Origin of the sequence: Microcoleus sp. (assembly GCF_049646505.1) — a bacterium.
Lineage (GTDB): Bacteria > Cyanobacteriota > Cyanobacteriia > Cyanobacteriales > Microcoleaceae > Microcoleus.
Genome location: NZ_JBARVX010000287.1, coordinates 1 through 17,484, shown reverse-complemented (window position 1 = coordinate 17,484; position 17,484 = coordinate 1). Strand labels below are relative to the sequence as shown.

The 17,484-nt window shown below is 47.3% G+C and carries 7 protein-coding genes; 4 read left to right on the top strand and 3 right to left on the bottom strand.

Annotated features, from left to right (window positions below; all coding sequences use genetic code 11):
* Together WBA89_RS15340 and WBA89_RS15335 are read right to left on the bottom strand one after the other, a co-directional pair.
* On the bottom strand, nt 1-3,905 hold a 3,905-nt coding region (locus tag WBA89_RS15340; RefSeq protein WP_424407837.1), incomplete at its 3' end, for a DUF4347 domain-containing protein.
* A 1,167-nt stretch (nt 3,906-5,072) separates the two neighbouring features.
* On the bottom strand, nt 5,073-5,393 hold the full coding sequence (locus tag WBA89_RS15335; protein ID WP_424407835.1) for a DUF6464 family protein: 321 nt from the start codon (nt 5,391-5,393) through the stop codon (nt 5,073-5,075).
* Between the two features lie 15 nt (nt 5,394-5,408).
* Here WBA89_RS15335 and WBA89_RS15330 point away from each other — a divergent pair, with 15 nt between their 5' ends.
* Nucleotides 5,409-5,621, top strand: a complete 213-nt coding sequence (locus tag WBA89_RS15330) for a hypothetical protein (RefSeq protein WP_424407833.1) — start codon at nt 5,409-5,411, stop codon at nt 5,619-5,621.
* Nucleotides 5,622-5,806: 185 nt separating this feature from the next.
* Here the strand turns inward: WBA89_RS15330 and ppsA are convergent, their stop codons facing one another.
* Nucleotides 5,807-8,284: a phosphoenolpyruvate synthase gene (ppsA, locus tag WBA89_RS15325; RefSeq protein WP_424407831.1), complete on the bottom strand. Its 2,478-nt coding sequence runs from the start codon at nt 8,282-8,284 to the stop codon at nt 5,807-5,809.
* 402 nt (nt 8,285-8,686) lie between these two features.
* Here ppsA and WBA89_RS15320 point away from each other — a divergent pair, with 402 nt between their 5' ends.
* The 3 genes from WBA89_RS15320 (at nt 8,687) to WBA89_RS15310 (ending at nt 17,371) form a co-directional block, all read left to right on the top strand.
* Nucleotides 8,687-8,953: a hypothetical protein gene (locus WBA89_RS15320; protein WP_424407829.1), complete on the top strand. Its 267-nt coding sequence runs from the start codon at nt 8,687-8,689 to the stop codon at nt 8,951-8,953.
* Nucleotides 8,954-9,060: 107 nt separating this feature from the next.
* Nucleotides 9,061-15,537: a PAS domain S-box protein gene (locus WBA89_RS15315; RefSeq protein ID WP_424407827.1), complete on the top strand. Its 6,477-nt coding sequence runs from the start codon at nt 9,061-9,063 to the stop codon at nt 15,535-15,537.
* 439 nt (nt 15,538-15,976) lie between these two features.
* Nucleotides 15,977-17,371, top strand: a complete 1,395-nt coding sequence (locus tag WBA89_RS15310) for a hybrid sensor histidine kinase/response regulator (RefSeq protein WP_424407825.1) — start codon at nt 15,977-15,979, stop codon at nt 17,369-17,371.
* Nucleotides 17,372-17,484: the final 113 nt, after the last annotated feature.

The following is a 17,484-nucleotide window of genomic DNA, read 5'->3' as shown; positions in this document are numbered from 1 at the left end:
GTCGGAGTCCCCGGAGTTGGAGTCGGAGTCCCCGGAGTTGGAGTCGGAGTCCCCGGAGTCGGAGTCGGAGTCCCCGGAGTTGGAGTCGGAGTCCCCGGAGTTGGAGTCGGAGTCCCCGGAGTCGGAGTCGGCTCGCCCGGAGTTGGAGTCGGCTCGCCCGGAGTTGGAGTCGGTATTGGTATTGGCCCCGCCTGGACGGTGGTGATGACAGTGGCCCTGGGCTCGGAACCGTTGTTGTTGATCAGTTCAGGGTCAAAAGTGGTCGATCGGCTACTGGAGGTATTTTTGATGCTGCCCGTTTCTGGCAGGACTAATGTTACCTGGCGGTTGGTGTTGCTGCCACTAGGCAAGCTGGAAATTGTTGGGAAGGTGACAATCCCTGTCAATGGGTCGTAAACGCCGTTATCCGATGGCGTGACTCCCATTAAACCGGGAATGATGGTGTCTGCAATCACTACGTTTGCCGCAGCACTCGGCCCATTGTTGGAGGTAGTGATTGTATATGTCACCGAACTGCCTGCCTGAGCCGATGTGAAACCGTTCTTGACTGTAACCAGGTCGGCAACTGGATCGATCGCCGTAATGACTTGTCCCCCCGGCTGACCGGGCGCTGCGACTGTCGATCCGTTGTTGTTTGTCAGGTCGGGGTCTGTAGTGTCCGATCGGCTCGCAACAACGTTGAGGATGCTCGTCAGCGTCGGTGGCGGTACAAATCTGATGGTGCGGCTCTGGTTGCTGCCGCTGGCTAAAGTCGCGATCGCCGGGAAATCGATCGTCCCTGTGGTTTCGTTGTAGGTTCCGCCGTCGGACACCAGGACATTTGTCAAGCCGGCAATCAGGGTGTCGGTGATGACTACGTTGCTCGCGGTACTAGGGCCGTTGTTGCTAGTAGTAATTGTATAAGTGAGCGTCTCTCCGGCGCGGATGGTGGCCGGAGCAGTCTTTTGGGTGATAATATCGGCCCTGGGACTGACGCTGGTGGACACGGTGGCGTTGAGGTTGGTGCCGTTGTTGTTGTTGGGAGTCAAGTCGGGAGTGATCGAGCTACTTCTGGCGGTGTTGCTGAAGGAAGTTGCTGTCAGCGGTACTGTGAAGCCGATCGTCCGCGTGACTGTCTCAGCGCTGGCGATCGCCACGGGTGGGAAGGTGACAATGCCTGTGGCTGAATCGTAAACGCCGCCGCCCGATGCCGTGACTCCCGTTAATCCGGGAACGATGCTGTCAGTGATGGTTACGGATTCTGCCGGACTGGGGCCGTTGTTGAGCGTGACAATGCTGTAGCTGACCGAGCTGCCGGGGGTAGCGGTGGTAGAGCCGGTTTTGGTGGTTGCCAGATCGGCGTTGGGCGTAATAGTTGTCGTAACACTAGAGTTAGTGGGAGTTCCCTCTTTGTTGGTGGTGGAGCCGTTGTTGTTGCGGTTGTTCGGGTCGGGAGTCGCCGAGCTGCTCCGAGCCGTGTTGCTGATGGTGCTAAGGGTGGGTGGCGCAACAAAACTGACGGTGCGGGTCGCAGTCTCCCCGTTTGCCAGCGCCGCCACGGGTGGAAAGGAGACAATGCCGGTTTGCGCGTCATAGGTTCCGCCGTTGGAAAAGCTGACTCCTGTTAAACCCGGAACAATGCTGTCAGTGATGGTCACGTTGGCGGCTGAGTCAGGCCCCCTGTTAGTCGTGTTCAGCAGGTAGGTGATGGTTGACCCGGCCTCCGCAGTCACCGGGCCGCTTTTGGTAGTAACTACATCCGCGATCGTATCGGTAATTGTCGTAAAGACGATACCGGGCCCATAGACTTGCCCCGCCGGGTATATACCGCTGTTGTTGCTGAGGTCGGGGTCGAAAGTCGAGCTATTGCTGAATGCAACGTTGGAAAAAGTGCTGCTGGTTACAGTGGACGGCACATTAACTGTCACGCTGTAAGTGAGAGTCTCGCCGGGATTGAGAACCGGAATTAACGGCCAGGTGACAGACTTTGTTTCGTTCTGGTAAATGCCACCATTGGAGACATTGAGAACTGTTGGCGGCATTCCGCCAGGACTGAGCAGTTCAAAAGGTATTTCGTCTTGAATCAAGACATCTGTAGCGGGCGCTGGCCCGGCGTTGACGGTAGTAATCGTGTAGGTAATGCTGCTTCCGAGCTTGACAAACTCCGGACCGGTCTTGATCGTGCTCACGTCAGCCGAGATAGTCGGAGGATTGACCGTCTCGACTACCACGTTTTGAAGTTCGTGAATGTTGTTGCCGGTTCCTGTGGAACTGCCAAAACCAAATTTAAAATTTCGCGGTACTGTTCCGTTGATGGTTGCCAAGTTGTCGATGTCGATCAGTGTAGTTTCGTAGATGCCGTCAAAATCCGTATCGAAGGCAACGGTGAGGCGATTGGGATCTACCGGATCGTTAGATGGATTCAGCGTCACTTGAACGGCTCTTCTGGCTTCATCCCGATTGGTCGTGAAGGTATTGCTGAAGTTAAAATCGCTGAAAGTACCCGTATAAGTAATACTCGTCGGAATGTTATCGATGCCGAAGGGAACGATCGCATTTGTTAAAAACGGATAGTTGTTGGATTCCCTGCCTCTGAGCGTTACTGAATCAGGTCTGTAATCGCCAAGAGAGGAGCCGGGAATTGGAGCTGGTGCCGGACCCGATCGCCCTTCGGTGGACGTTGAAAAATTGCCGTACTCGTCAAGTCCAATACCCAGATAACCTCCGAGAATACCGCTGATAGCACCCCCATTTTGCGGAGCGTAGCCCAGAGAACCGCCAAAACCCCCTGGTCTGGTTGGGCTGGCGGTGCCGTCAATCAAGAAGAAACCCAGGCCGTCCCCAGGCTGACCGTCAATACGGTTGGCGTCGGGGAACGGAGCAGCAGTTGTCGAGCTTGAACCGTAGGAATAAATATCAAACTTAACTCTGATACCGTCGGTTGAAGGAATGGGGTTGTTGTAGATAACGAAGGCTTCCCGCTGGTTTGCTGCTGGAGTTAGTTGCAGAGCGCCATTTCCCGGAGCCCGCCCTCCGAAAGCCGGAAGTATGCCGGATACGCTGCCTCCGGTAATGCCGGGGATAGGTTGATCGACTGCTGGCACCGTGCTGGTGGGGTCGAACAGCCTACCGCCTGTTCCCCGGTAAATCCAAGGCCCCCTGACTGTGCTGTTCTTGAAAGTTTCGTTAACTAATGTGCCGAGCGTGTAGCTGTATGCTTCGAGCACTGCTTTTTCGATGGCGATACTCGCCTCGATTTCTCCTGTCGAAAATTCTAATTCCCAGTCGCCGCCTAGTGCCGCGCTTCCCGTCAAGTTGTCGGAAGCTGCAATATCTGCACCAGTAATTGCGCCCAGCCGCCGCACGAAGGCTGCGCCGCTTTCCCCCGCTGCGACGCTGCACCCGCACAATAAGATAGCTCCTCTCTCGCTGAGGGCTTTTCCCCACTGCTCCAACAAATGGCTGTAGGTTTCTATGTTGTCGCTGCTCAGGGCAACAGAGCCCAGTTGCACTTGGGCTTCTCTACCGTGAGAAATTATTTGCAGGCTCTCTAAATCGCTGCAATTAGCCAGAATTCTAGTAATTTGTTCGACTCCATCCCGCTGCGAGTCGAGTATAAATACTTCTGTACCTGCTGTTGCTCCGCTTGCCAAGCTGCCGTATTTTTCTACTCTGGCATCGACGAACAGCAGATTTTTTACATTCGGGTAGCCGATCGGTTCGGTTGCTGGCAAAAATTCTCTGCGGGAGTTCCCAATTTCTGCGCCGCCATCAATTTGTGGGGAATGCAAATACTTGTCTGCATTTACTTGTGGTATTTTTTTTTGAGGATTAGTTGCTGTGGTTCGGGAGTTTTCGCCAGCCTTGCTTGCGGTCTCACCTATTTTTTTGCTGGGGATAATTGGTTTGTTGCAGATGCTTTGCATGGTAGAATGACCTCAATAATAATTGTTGTAACATCCTCGCTTCAAGATGATATTTATCACCAGAAGAAAAGGTTTAATTGCAGAGTTAGAGGCTCTGCCGATCGAGTGCGCTCGATAGCTGCAGGGGGATTTTTCTCAACACAAAGCTGTGCTATCTTGCTCTTTGATAGCATTGCAAATATCGTCGGCGCAAGCGCTGAGGATTGGAAGTTTGAATCCCAATAATCTCTCTATAGGATGATATTGTGCTTTCAGCTTTCAGACGCGCGAGTGTATTTTTTACATACAAACCTCTTACATCTGGCAGCAGACAATAACAGGAATTCTCAAAAATTTATTTGATGAGGTTTCTGCCGATCGTCTAATGCACTTTGTTTGCCGAAACATTTCACCATTTTTGAAATTACAAACCGGGCTTGACAGACAAAAAGATTTCCTTGCAACCCTCACTCCCGGTAAAAAACCCGCCGGTTTCTTGGGTTTTGGCGTACCAGCCCTGTTCGCAATCGCTACCAGAAATTAATTAAAGATGGGATTGCTACGGTAAGCGGGCAGCGTCCAAAACCTGTGATTCAACTGAAATATACATACCCTGTATCGACGAGGTGTCTTAAAAATTTATCAGTTGCAGTCTGGAGACAACAATTAGGATTTGAGACTGCGTTCATCTGTGCAAAAACAGATTAGTATAGCCAACAAGCAACTTGTCAAACCGTCAACTTAGAGTCGTCTAGCGAGTTTGTGTTTGAGGTCAATGCTATGGACAATTGTTTGTGCACGCTTTTTCATGATGTTTTGGAGAAATCGACTTGCAGATGTGTTCGTCAGCTACTTGTTGCGATTTTTATTCGCTAATTTTTTCAACTGCACGAGTTGCGTCTAGGAGACTAGAAACCGGCTTTTTTCCTAGATTTCTCGCAACCCAACTCAGATTTATTCTCTAAACCTGGTTTCCGAGCGCAAGTCCTCAATTAGAAGTACACCGATCGCCGTCTACTCGTTATAGCAAATTCAACCCAGCAATACTGCTCGATTAAATTTTAATTGCTGAGTTTCGGCAGAGCTTGTCCTGAAGTAAGATCCAGCAACAATCCTCACACGTAAGTACATACTAACTTATTAATTACTGCATCAGCAAATATGCGTAGATACCAGCCCCAATACAAGCTATATCTTTTCACCGCGAACGTCAAGAGTTCTGGCTTGGTAGTACCGACAATCAAGGCAAGGCCCGGCAGGATTGACCGCACAGCGGATGTAATTAGAGCGGGCGTTATACTCGCAAGTGATATCGCCGATCGGATAACCGAGGCCTTCTACGTAAGTGCGATCGACCGTTGCTAGTTGATTTGGCAGGGATCTGTTTGCTAACGCCAGTCTAACCGCTGCAATTCTATCTCGCGCTTGTCTCTCGGCAGAGCGCATCACCCACAAAGACAGCAGCGACGGAACTAAGCCTATGAAAATAATCAGGAGAGCAATTAGCACATTTAGTGAGCTGATGTGAATAATATTTTTTTTAATTTAGGCGATCGGCAACATAAAATCATCGGCCCAAAGACTGTTTTAAATCAGGAAAGTTCCCGGACAAGTCTCAAACTGTGCAGCCTCTGCGTTAACCGTTTGCTGGTGGCGGGTGCTGTTAACGCCGATGAGGGGATTTCTGGAGAGGTTTGTAGTGAGGATTTTATATCGTTTCCGGTTGGATCGGAATGATTTAACCACAGAGAACACAGAGTACACAGAGGGAGAGAATATATATCTGAATCATTCCGATGCTACCGGATTTGATATTAGTCCTCATAAATATCTGAGGACTAAAGTTCTCACTACAAATCCGAGCGCGGTTATTTGACAGGACTAGGTATCAAAAACCCGGTTTCTGTCAAAAACCAAAAGAGTTAAACCTTCGCAACATCCGCCGCTAAATCCATCAATGTACTAGAAGCCTCCACCTTCGCAACATCCAACAAAGTCTTGAGAACGGAATCGGGATTCAAACTAATCGAATCAATTCCCAATTCAACCAAGAAGCGAGCAAACTCAGGGTAATCGCTGGGCGCTTGACCGCAAATTCCAATCTTGCGATCGTACTTTTTGGCGGCTTTAATAGCAATTTCTATCATCCGCTTCACAGCTTCATTCCGTTCGTCAAAAATTTGAGCGACTAAAGCAGAATCTCGGTCTAATCCTAATGTTAGCTGAGTTAAATCGTTAGAGCCGATCGAGAATCCGTCAAAAACCCGAGCAAATTCGTCAGCAAATATGACATTGCTGGGCAATTCGCACATCACATAAACTTGCAAGCCGTTCTCGCCCTTAACTAAACCGTGTTTTGCCATCTCGGCGAGCACTTTTCGCCCTTCATCCGGGGTGCGGCAAAATGGAATCATCGGAATCACATTTGTCAAGCCCATTTCGTCGCGAACTCGCTTTAATGCAAAGCATTCCAAAGCGTAAGCTTCGCGGTAATTTGGGTCGTAGTAGCGAGAAGCGCCGCGCCACCCGATCATCGGGTTTTCTTCCTTCGGTTCAAACTGCCGCCCCCCTAAAAGATTGGCGTATTCGTTGCTCTTGAAATCGCTCATCCGCACGATAACTGGATTCGGATAAAATGCGGCGGCAATTGTGGCAATTCCGTGGGCGAGTTTGTCGGTGAAAAAATCGGGTTTGTGTTGGTAAAGTGCTGTGAGTTCGGCAATTTCTTGCTTGACTGATTCATCCACCAATTTGTCAAAGTGAATCAGTGCCAGCGGGTGTGCTTTAATGTGATTGGCAATGATGAATTCTAGCCGCGCTAAGCCTACGCCGTCGCAAGGAATTGCTGATAAACCAAAGGCTTCTTCTGGGTTGCCGACATTCATTAAAATTTGAGTGCGGGTGCGGGGCAAATGGTCGATCGCAGTTTCTTGAATTTCAAAAGGCAGCAAACCGGCATAAACTTTGCCTTCATCTCCTTCCGAACAAGAAATTGTGATTTCTTGCTTGTTTTGCAAGATTTGGGTAGCATCGCCGGTGCCGACAATGGCGGGAATTCCCATTTCTCTGGCGATGATGGCGGCGTGACAAGTGCGGCCTCCGGAATTGGTGACGATCGCACTTGCTTTTTTCATTATCGGTTCCCAATCGGGGTCTGTTTTGTTGGTAACTAAAACTTCTCCTGATTGAAATTCAGCGATTTTGTGCACATCTAAAATCACGCGGGCTTTTCCTTGTCCGATCGCTTCGCCAACGGCGCGTCCTTTTGCTAAAACTTCACTGATGCCTTGCAATTTGTAGTTTCGCAAAACTTTAGCAGATTTTTGAGATTGTACTGTTTCGGGTCGCGCTTGGACAATAAACAATTCGCCCGTATTGCCGTCTTTTGCCCATTCAATGTCCATCGGGGTATAAGTACCGCGCACTTGAGAGTAGTGTTCTTCGATCAGGACTGCCCATTTTGCTAGTTGCAGAATTTCATCATCTTGTATGGCAAATTTGTTTTTTTCTGCTGCGATCACCGATACGTTTTTGGTGTATTTAGAACCGCCGATATCGTACACCATTTTGAGTGTTTTGCTGCCGAGGCGTTTGTCTAAAATCGGGCGGAAACCTTGTTTTAAGGTTGGTTTAAAGACGAAGTATTCGTCGGGGTTGACGGTGCCTTGGACGACGTTTTCGCCCAATCCGTAGGCGGCGGTGACTAATACGGCGTTTTTGAATCCGGTTTCGGTGTCGATGCTGAACATGACGCCGGAGGATGCTAAGTCCGATCGCACCATTTTTTGGACGCCGACTGATAGGGCGACTTCAAAGTGATCGAAACCTCGCTGTTGGCGGTAGGAAATCGCGCGATCGGTGAATGTGGAAGCAAAGCATTTGTGACAGCATTCGAGCACGCCAGCGCAAGCTTGGACGTTGAGGTAGGTTTCTTGCTGTCCGGCGAAACTCGCGTCTGGTAAGTCTTCGGCGGTGGCGGAGGAACGCACTGCTACGTCTGTACTGTCGCCGCTGCGATCGCACAATTTTTCGTAAGCATCTGCGATCGCAGCGACGAGTTCTCGCGGAAATGGTGTGTCGAGAATCAGTGCCCGCGCTTGCTTGCCTTTTTGTCGCAAGTTCTGCATGTCTTCTACGTCTAAATCGGCAAAAATTTCGCGCAATTTAACTTCTAAACCCGCCGACTCGATGAAGTAGCGGTAAGCGCTGGCTGTAGTTGCAAATCCGTTGGGAATTTTGATTCCTTTGGGGGTTAACTGTTGAATCATTTCGCCCAAGGAAGCATTTTTACCGCCTACTAATGCTATGTCGCCGATGCCGACTTCATCGAACCACAATATTAAGGCTTCTGCTTTGGGAAGTAAAACTTGTTTTGGTTGAACTGCTAATTTTTCTAGCATTGCTTTTTTCCTCTCAACTCGCTCTCTGTTCTGTCAGTCAATTTGAGATTTGACATTTTAGATTGAAGAATTGACTCTAGCGATGAATCTGCGACCTTGAACCTCGGTCTAAAATTTTAGACCGCTGGCGACTCGTGTCGGAAGCTTGTCTGCGTTTTTGGGATGGTGCGAAAGACAGCAAAACAAAAAACTGTGAACGATCTAATGTATTTTTATTGCGAAAATATCGGCTTTTTTTCGATGCTGTATCCGGGCTGCTTTTTGATTGTCTCTATTTCAATAGTATCACTTTTTTACTAAATGGCAAGAGTCGCGGTCAAATTTTATTTGATTGCGAAAAGTAAAGAAATGGCGGTGGGGAATTTATGTAAGCTATTATAAAAACAACTGGTAAACAGATGAATGTCGAAGATAGTTGCCGTCGCTTTTTTGGGGTCTCGCTCCCTGCGGTGGGGGATACCGATTGGGATTGTGCGGGTAGCTCGATCGAAAGGCAAGAAAGGGCGGGTTTCGATCGCGCGATCGGCTTTTTGGGCGATCGCCCAAAAAACACCACACCAAGCAGCTTTATTTATTCAAAAAACCGAGCTTTTCAAAACCGTAAAAATTTTATTTCTGATTGGCTTAACTTACTTAGAACGCAAACACAGTCTTTTGAGAGCATTGTAGTTGTTAAAATAGAGATTTTTTAACTTTAAACGGCGTTCTTTTTGGCATTCAATTATTTTCATGCTATAATAGTTACCTCGACTACCTTATGACAAAAAACAAGGTGTATGATATCAGTTTTGAGCTCAACCGGAAAGCAAAACGGCTTTAAAGTTCTCTTGGTCGAAGACAATCAAGCCGAAGCCGAGCTGATCGAAGAATTATTATTAGAAACAAATCTCAGCAAAGCCGAACCCCAAAGGCTTTCTGTAAGCTGTACAGACCGTCTCAGCACAGCGCAGCAACTTTTGAGCGGCGAACATTTTGATGTAATTCTACTAGACCTTTCCCTGCCCGACAGCCAAGACTTGAGTACAATTGTCAAGATACAAGAATACAGCCTCAATACTCCGATCGTCGTATTGACTGCCCGCAACGATGAAGAACTAGCGGTGAAGTCAATCCAAGCAGGAGCTCAGGATTATTTAGTCAAGCGAAAAATTGACAGCGAATTATTAATGCGATCGCTCCGCTACGCAGTCGAGCGGCAGCACAACCAAGAAGCTTTGCAAAAAAGCGAAGAAAAATATCGCTCGGTAGTCGAAAATTCCCTAGTCGGAATTGCCATTATTGCTCCTCCAATTTTTTCTCACGAAGTCGAAAAATGCGAGTGGTTGGAAGTTAACGACGCTTTGTGCGATTTGCTGGGATACGACCGCCAAGAACTTCTGCACGGAAATTGGGATCGGTGGGGTTTTCCTGAAGATTGGCCGGCGAGTTTAGAGCAGTTAAATAAAATTTTGGCAGGGGAAAGCGAGGGATATGTTTTAGATAAAAGGTGGCGCAGAAAAGACGGGAAAATAGTTTATACGAGAGTTTCCCTGCGCTGCATTCGCTGCCGGGACGGCTCGATCGACCGAATGATTAAAGTAATTTTGGACGTGAGCGACCGCTACCGCTACGAAGCTGAACTCAAAGCATCACAAGAGTTTTTGAATCACACGATCAATGCTACTCCAGACCCAATTTTTGTCAAAGACGATCGGCACAGGTGGGTGGTATTAAACGACGCTTTTTGCGAGTTGATGGGAAAAGGGCGAGAAGAACTGATCGGTAAGTCGGGATACGAGTTTTTACCCGCAGCACAAGCCAATTTTTTCGATTGCGAAGACGAAGAAGTATTGAAAACTGGCATTTCTGTTGAAACCGAAAAACAATTTACCAACATCAGCGGCAAAAAACGCATTATATCGATCAAAAAAAGCGTTTTCAAAACAACTGATAGCAGTAAAATGTTAGTGGGAACAATTCGTGATGTCACCGAGTACAAATGCCAACAAGTAGCTTTGGAACAGAGCGAAGCTAGGTTTGATAAGATGGCAGCCAACGTGCCGGGAATGATTTATCAATTTCGCATAGATGTTGGTGATATAAAATATTTTACATATGTTTCTTCTGGCAGTAGAAATCTTTACCAATTAGAACCGAAAGAAATAGAAAAAAATGTAAACTTGACTTATGAAACAATTCATCCAGATGATTTCACAGGCTTTGAACAATCGATCGAAATTTCAGCAACGACTCTGCAACCTTGGCAGCATAAGTGGCGGCAAACTATCGACGGTAAGGTGAAGTGGCTGCAAGGCGCCGCGAAACCGGAAAAACAAGCCAACGGCGATATAATTTGGGACGGTTTGGTGATGGATGTCACCGAATTAAAACAAACCCAGCAAGAGCGCGATCGCTTTTTTAATATCTCGCTCGATTTACTTGGCATTGCAGGTTTTGACGGCTATTTCAAACGCTTAAACCCGGCTTGGTCAAATGTATTGGGTTACAGCCGCGCCGAACTTTTAGCCCAACCTTTTATAGAATTCGTGCATCCCGAAGACCGAGCAATAACTATAGCTGAAGTAGAAAAACTTAAAAAGGGCAACCCAGTTATTAATTTACAAAACCGCTATCTTTGCCGAGATGGTAGTTATAAATGGCTGTCGTGGACGGCATCACCATTTGCTGAAGAAGGTTTGATTTATGCAGTGTGCCGCGACGTGACATTGAGCAAACAAGCCGAAGCTGAATTGCGCCAAAGCGAAGCCACCAACCGCGCTCTTTTAAATGCGATACCTGACATGATGTTTCGCTGCCGAGCAGACGGCACTTTTGTAGACTTCAAACCTGCCAAAGATTTCCGCACCATCGTACCGAGAAACAACATATTTATAGGCAAAAAAGCACAAGACATATTTCCGGCAAATTTTGCCGATAAAATATTGTCATACAACAAAAAAGTTGTTGATGATGGCGAAATTCAAATCGTAGAATATCAATTGCCTGTCAACGGCCAAATGCGCGATTTTGAAGCGAGAATTGTGTTCTGCACGGAAGACGAAATTATCGCGATCGTCCGCGACATCACCAATCGCAAACGTTTTGAATCAAAACTCCAGCGACAAGCCGCAGCAATGGCCGCAGCTTCCGAAGGCATCGGCATTGTTAATTCCAGCGGAGAGCTGATTTATGCCAACGCAGCTCAACTCAAAATCTACGGTTACAATTCCCTGGAAGAAATGTTGGGTAAAAGTTGGAAAATATTTTATGAAGGTGCAGAACTTGCAAGGTTTGAGCGGGAAATTATGCCGACTTTAGCGCGGCAAGGTTATTGCAGCACTGAGGCCTTGGGCTGCCGCCTGGACGGCTCTCAATTTCCTCAAGAAATCTCGCTGACAGCCCTGCCAGACGGCGAATTAATTTGCATTGTTCGCGATATTGCTGCGAAAAAGAAAGCTGAAGCAGAGTTACAAGATAGCAAGCGGTTCGGGGCTAGAATTGCTGAGGCAAGTCCTAATATTTTGTATGTTTGCGACTTAATAGAACAAAAAAATCTCTATGCGAATGCTTCTATCTACAACGTTCTCGGCTATACGGTAGAGGAGATTCTGGCGATCGGCCCTTGGATGCTCTCAAGTTTAATCCACCCGGAAGATGCTGTCAAAATGCCTGATTATTTACAGCAAGTTGAAACGGGCCTGGAAGGAGATATATTTGAAATTGAATACCGCGTCAGGCACAAGGATGGTTCTTGGCGCTGGATTGTCAGCCGAGATACTGTATTTGCTAAAACAGCAGAGGGTAAGTTAAAACAAATTCTCGGTACGGGAACTGATATTACTGAAAGCAAGCAAGCAGAAGATGAAATTAAGCTGTTGCTGGCGGCAACTCAAGCAATTAGTCAGTCGGCAGATTTTCACAGCGCCCTCCCTGATATTCTGCGGTTGTTGTGCAGTGCGATCGGCTGGAATTTTGCGGAAGCTTGGATACCTGCAGCTAATGGTACTGTTTTGGAACACAGCAAAACTTGGTATGCTAGCGATCGCGATTTAGATCGGTTCGGCACCGAAAGCAAGAAAATTAGATTCGCGTCCGGAGTGGGAGTGCCGGGACGGATTTGGTCAAGCCGACAGGTAGAATGGATTGAAGATATTTCTACAGTCAATAATTCATTTTTTGCCCGATCGCAAATGGCGGCAGCAATCGGATTGAAAGCTTGTTTCGGAGTGCCAATTCTCGCTAGTTCACAGGTGCTGGCTGTTTTAATATTCTGCAAGCGCGACCGATCGATTATGGAACCGCGTGTAGTAGAATTGGTGAAGGCGGTAGCGATTCAGTTGGGTTCTCACATTCAGCGCAAACAAGCCGAAGAAGAATTGCGTAAAAGCGAAGAACGCTGGCAGTTGGTTCTCAAAGGCAATCAAGACGGCATTTGGGATTTGAATCTTCAAACAAATCAAGCTTTTCGATCGGCCCGCTGGCAAGAAATTATCGGTTACTCAGGTGGCGAAATCGACAATTGCAACAGCGAATGGATCGATCGCATCCATCCAGAGGATCGCGATCGAGTGCTAGCAGCGATCCAAGATTATCTCGATCGCCAAACCCCCAATTACGCCGCCGAATACCGCTTGCAGTGCAAAGACGGCAGCTACAAGTGGGTGCTAGCCCGCGCTCAAGCAGTGTGGGATGAAGCCGGAAACCCCCTGCGGATGGTGGGTTCGATGACGGATATCAGCGATCGCAAACAAGCAGAATTAGCTTTGCTGCAAGTCACTCAAGCTGTCGAAAGTACCAGCGACGCGATCGCCATCGCCGACTTGAAAGGGCGCTCTCTTTACCACAATCAAGCCTTCATTCAGCGTTACGGCTACAGGGTGGAAGAACTCAACGAACTCGGCGATCGCACCGCCCTTTATGTCCGGCCTAAAACTTACAAACAAATCTATAAAAACATTCGCCAAGGTCGCTCTTGGTGCGGCGAAGTTGCGCTGCAAACTAAAAGCGGCGAAGCTGTGATAGCTTTGGTGCGAGCCGACACTATTAAAGACAAAAATTGCAATTCGGTCGGCTTAATTGCAGTGATTACCGACATCACAAAACGCAAAGAATCAGAAGCACTTTTGCGCCATCAATTAAAGCGCGAACATTTGGCAGTAGCCATGTTGGAACGAATTCGCTCTTCTCTCAATCTCGAAGAAATTCTCACCAAAGCCGTCGAAGAAGTGCGGCATTTTTTGCAAGTAGACCGCACTGTTATTTACCAATTCAAGTCGGATTGGAGCGGGTTTATCGCTGTCGAGTCGGTAGGCGAAAGTTCCCTAGAAATTCTAGGAATGGAAATTTATGACCCCTGTTTTGGGGGCTCCTACGTTAGTCTTTACCAAGACGGCAGAATTAGAGCTACAGATGATGTTTACAATGCCGGCCTCGCTGACTGTTACTTGAGTTTGTTGGCTCGGCTGCAGGTGAGAGCGAGTCTGGTAGTGCCGATTTTGCAAGGCGAAAACTTGTGGGGGCTGTTAATTGCCCACCACTGCACGGGCCCGCGTCCCTGGCAAAAATTGGAGGCAGAGTGCCTGAAACAATTGGGGGTGCAGTTGGCGATCGCGATCCAGCAATCGACCCTATTTCAACAAGCACAAACCGAAATTGCCGATCGAAAACTTGCCGAAGCCGCCCTGCAATTAGCCGCATTAGCCGCCGAATCCGCCAACCGCGCTAAAAGCGACTTTCTCGCCAACATGAGCCACGAATTGCGGACACCTTTGAACGGGATTTTAGGATACATTCAACTGCTCAAACCGGATAAAAACTTAACCGCAGAACAGCAGGAAAGTCTCAACAACGTTCACCAGTGCGGCAACCACCTGCTGACACTGATTAATGACGTTTTAGACCTCTCAAAAATCGAAGCTAGCAAAATGGAACTGTCACCGGACAACGTGCATTTTGCCAGCTTTATTAAAAGTATTGTTGATTTGTTCCAAATGCGATCGCAGCAAAAAGGAATTGCCTTTAATTACGAGCAGGTGTCGGCGCTGCCAGACTGCATTTTTGCTGACGAAAAAAGGTTGCGCCAAATTTTGATTAATTTGCTCAGCAATGCAGTTAAGTTTACCCAAAGCGGTGGCGTGACATTCAAGGTGGGTTATGCAGAAAATTGGGGAGAAAAATCTCTTCAAATCAACTCCGCAAATTCGAGTTTGACAGCGGAAATTGCCGCTAAAACAATCAATTTGACCGCGAATTTAGACACGCCGCCGGGAACGCAAGAAGCCCGCGAATCGATAGCAGCAGCAAACAAAGAGCAATTACCAGTCGCTAAAATTCGCTTTCAAGTCGAAGATACTGGCATTGGCATCGGGCACGATAAATTAGAAGAAATATTTTTGCCTTTTCACCAAGTGGGCGATCGTAACAATTTCGTCGAAGGAACCGGACTGGGACTTTCCATCAGTCAAAAATTAGTCAAAATGATGGGCAGCACAATTCACGTCCAAAGTACCTCCGGCAAAGGCAGCATATTTTGGTTGGATCTAGACTTGCCCGCAATCGCCCAGTCTTCTCAACTCCCCGCCCCGCCAGAAAAACGCCGGCTTGTCGGTTTTAGCGGCCGCCACCGGAAAATACTGATCGTGGACGATAACGAAGTAAATCGCGCCATGCTGCACAGGATGCTTTCTCGTTTGGGTTTTGAAATTGCCCAAGCCACAGACGGCGAAGACTGCTTGCAGAAAGCACAGGAATTTTTACCGGATCTAATCTTAATGGACTTGTTGATGCCCGTAATGGACGGTTGGGAAGCTACCAGACTGCTGCGACAGTTGCCGGAATTAAAAGATGCGGTTATCCTTGCTTTGTCTGCTAGTGTTTACGAGACTACTAGGCAAGAGAGCATACTTGCAGGTTGCAATGATTTTCTCACCAAGCCGATTCAAACTAACGAGCTTTTAGAATTATTGCACCTGCATCTGGAACTAGAATGGATTTACGAAGACGGAACAGAAATCAAAAAACGCAAAGCTCAAACTCCCAAAATATCATCTGAGATTGCTGCTGCTGACACGGCGATGGTGTCTCCTAGCTCAGAGTCAGTCTTGCTTTTGTTAAGATTGGCTGCAATGGGCGATATTGAAGCTCTTCTGGAGGAAATTGCTAAACTCGAACATTCAGATCCGACATTAGGGCCTTTCGTCGATCACCTGCGCCAACTTACTAAAGGATTTCAGCTCAAGCAAATTCGAGGCTTTTTAAAGCAACATTTGTCCTAAAATCGAAGGTAGCTAACGGATAACTCAAAATCGGTTAAATCTCGCGCCCTGAGTGCCATTCTCAATAACAGGTAAGATGCCTGTTCCACAAAAAACTAATTTCTTGTGGGGGCAGGCATCCTGCCCGCCATAAAAAAGCGATCGCCAAATAGAAAAATTTACGAAGCAACCGGATTTCTAGAGCCGCATAAAATTCATTGAATCAGATTTAAAGTCACAACTTTAAAGTCACAATTCATATCGTTTTCGGTGGCATCGGAATCATAAAATCGAGTCAACAGTCAACACTCAACCATTCAGTTTTTCGACCCGCCAATCAACAGTCAGTAGGTGCCCCCGTGCCCGCCCTCTTAACAATCAACAGTCAACAATCAGTAGGGGCGGTGGATGGTGCGGGCCCGCCCTCTTAACAATCAACAGTCAACAATCAGTAGGGGCGGTGGATGGTGCGGGCCCGCCCTTCTTAACAATCAACAGTCAACAGTCAACAGTCAACAGTCAACAGTCAACAGTTAACAGTCAACAACCACCTGACCGTGCAACCGGAATTGATCTCACAACTCACAACCCGAAAATTTTTATTTTTTCCTTGAATATGAACGATAAGAATTCCGCAAGAAGCATCATACTAATTGTAGATGACAACCAAACCAATCTCGACGTACTTTTCGAGCTGTTAAGGAATTACGGCTATAAAGTATTAGTGGCTCTAGACGGCGAAAGTGCGATCGAGCAAATCGAATACATCCATCCCGACCTAATTCTTTTGGACATCATGATGCCAGGAATTGACGGTTTTGAAACTTGCCTGCGTTTAAAAGCAGACCACTCAACGCGAGACATTCCCATCATCTTCATGAGCGCCCTTTCCGATACCCTCGATAAAGTAAAAGGCTTTCAGACAGGAGCCGTTGACTACATCACCAAGCCCTTCCAGCACGAAGAAGTATTGAGCCGCATAGAAACTCACCTGACAATCCGCAGCTTGCAAAAAAAACTCGAAGAAAAAAACCTCGAACTCGCCCACCTCAACCAAAACCTAGAAAGACTTGTCGAACAAAAAACCAAGCAATTGATCGACCAGGAAAAAACAGCAATCATCGGACGTTTGACTCAGGGAATGGTGCACAACCTCAAAAGTCCGCTGCAAGTAATCCAAACAAGCGTCGATTTGATTGAAACAAAAGCCACCAAAATTCAAGAAGACTCTTTTTTTGACTATACTAAGTATATTTTTCAAGCTGTCACAAAAATCAATCAAATCATGGATACTCTGATGATGAAAAGCAGAAAAGAACAAAACCAAGATGTGCAGCCTGTGAATATCAACGATTTAGTGCAGCGAGAACTTCAGTTATTGGAAGGAAATATGTATTTTAAAAACAAAATTAGAAAAAAATACTTTTATGACGAAGAAATTGTCACCATTCCCTTAATCTATTCCTACATTTCTCAAGTATTTTATAACTTAATTAATAATGCAATGGATGCTATGTGGGAAAAGAAAAGCAGGGAACTAACTATCGCGACCAGGCAAGACGACTCCAACATCTACATGGATATTTCAGATACGGGATGCGGTATAGCACCTGAAGATTTATCAAAACTCTTTGACCCTTTTTACACATCAAAGCCGCCTAAAGGCGAGGAAAAAACCGAAGGCCAACCGACAGGAACTGGTCTGGGACTTTATACTTGTATTGAACTTTTAAAACCGTTTAACGGCGAGATTGCTATTAGCACCAATCTCGGCACGGGCAGCGTGTTTACAGTTGTGCTGCCCAAACAGCAGCCAACTCGGACGAGTCCACTGAGTCAAATCGCCTTGGGTTAGACAGCCGCAATCAAGTTCGCAGTTAGGTTCGCAGGAAGTAAGGCGTGCATTGCGCGCGCCGGATAGCATTTCTCAGTAACATGAGGTGCTGTCGGGTATAGGGCGGGCATTGG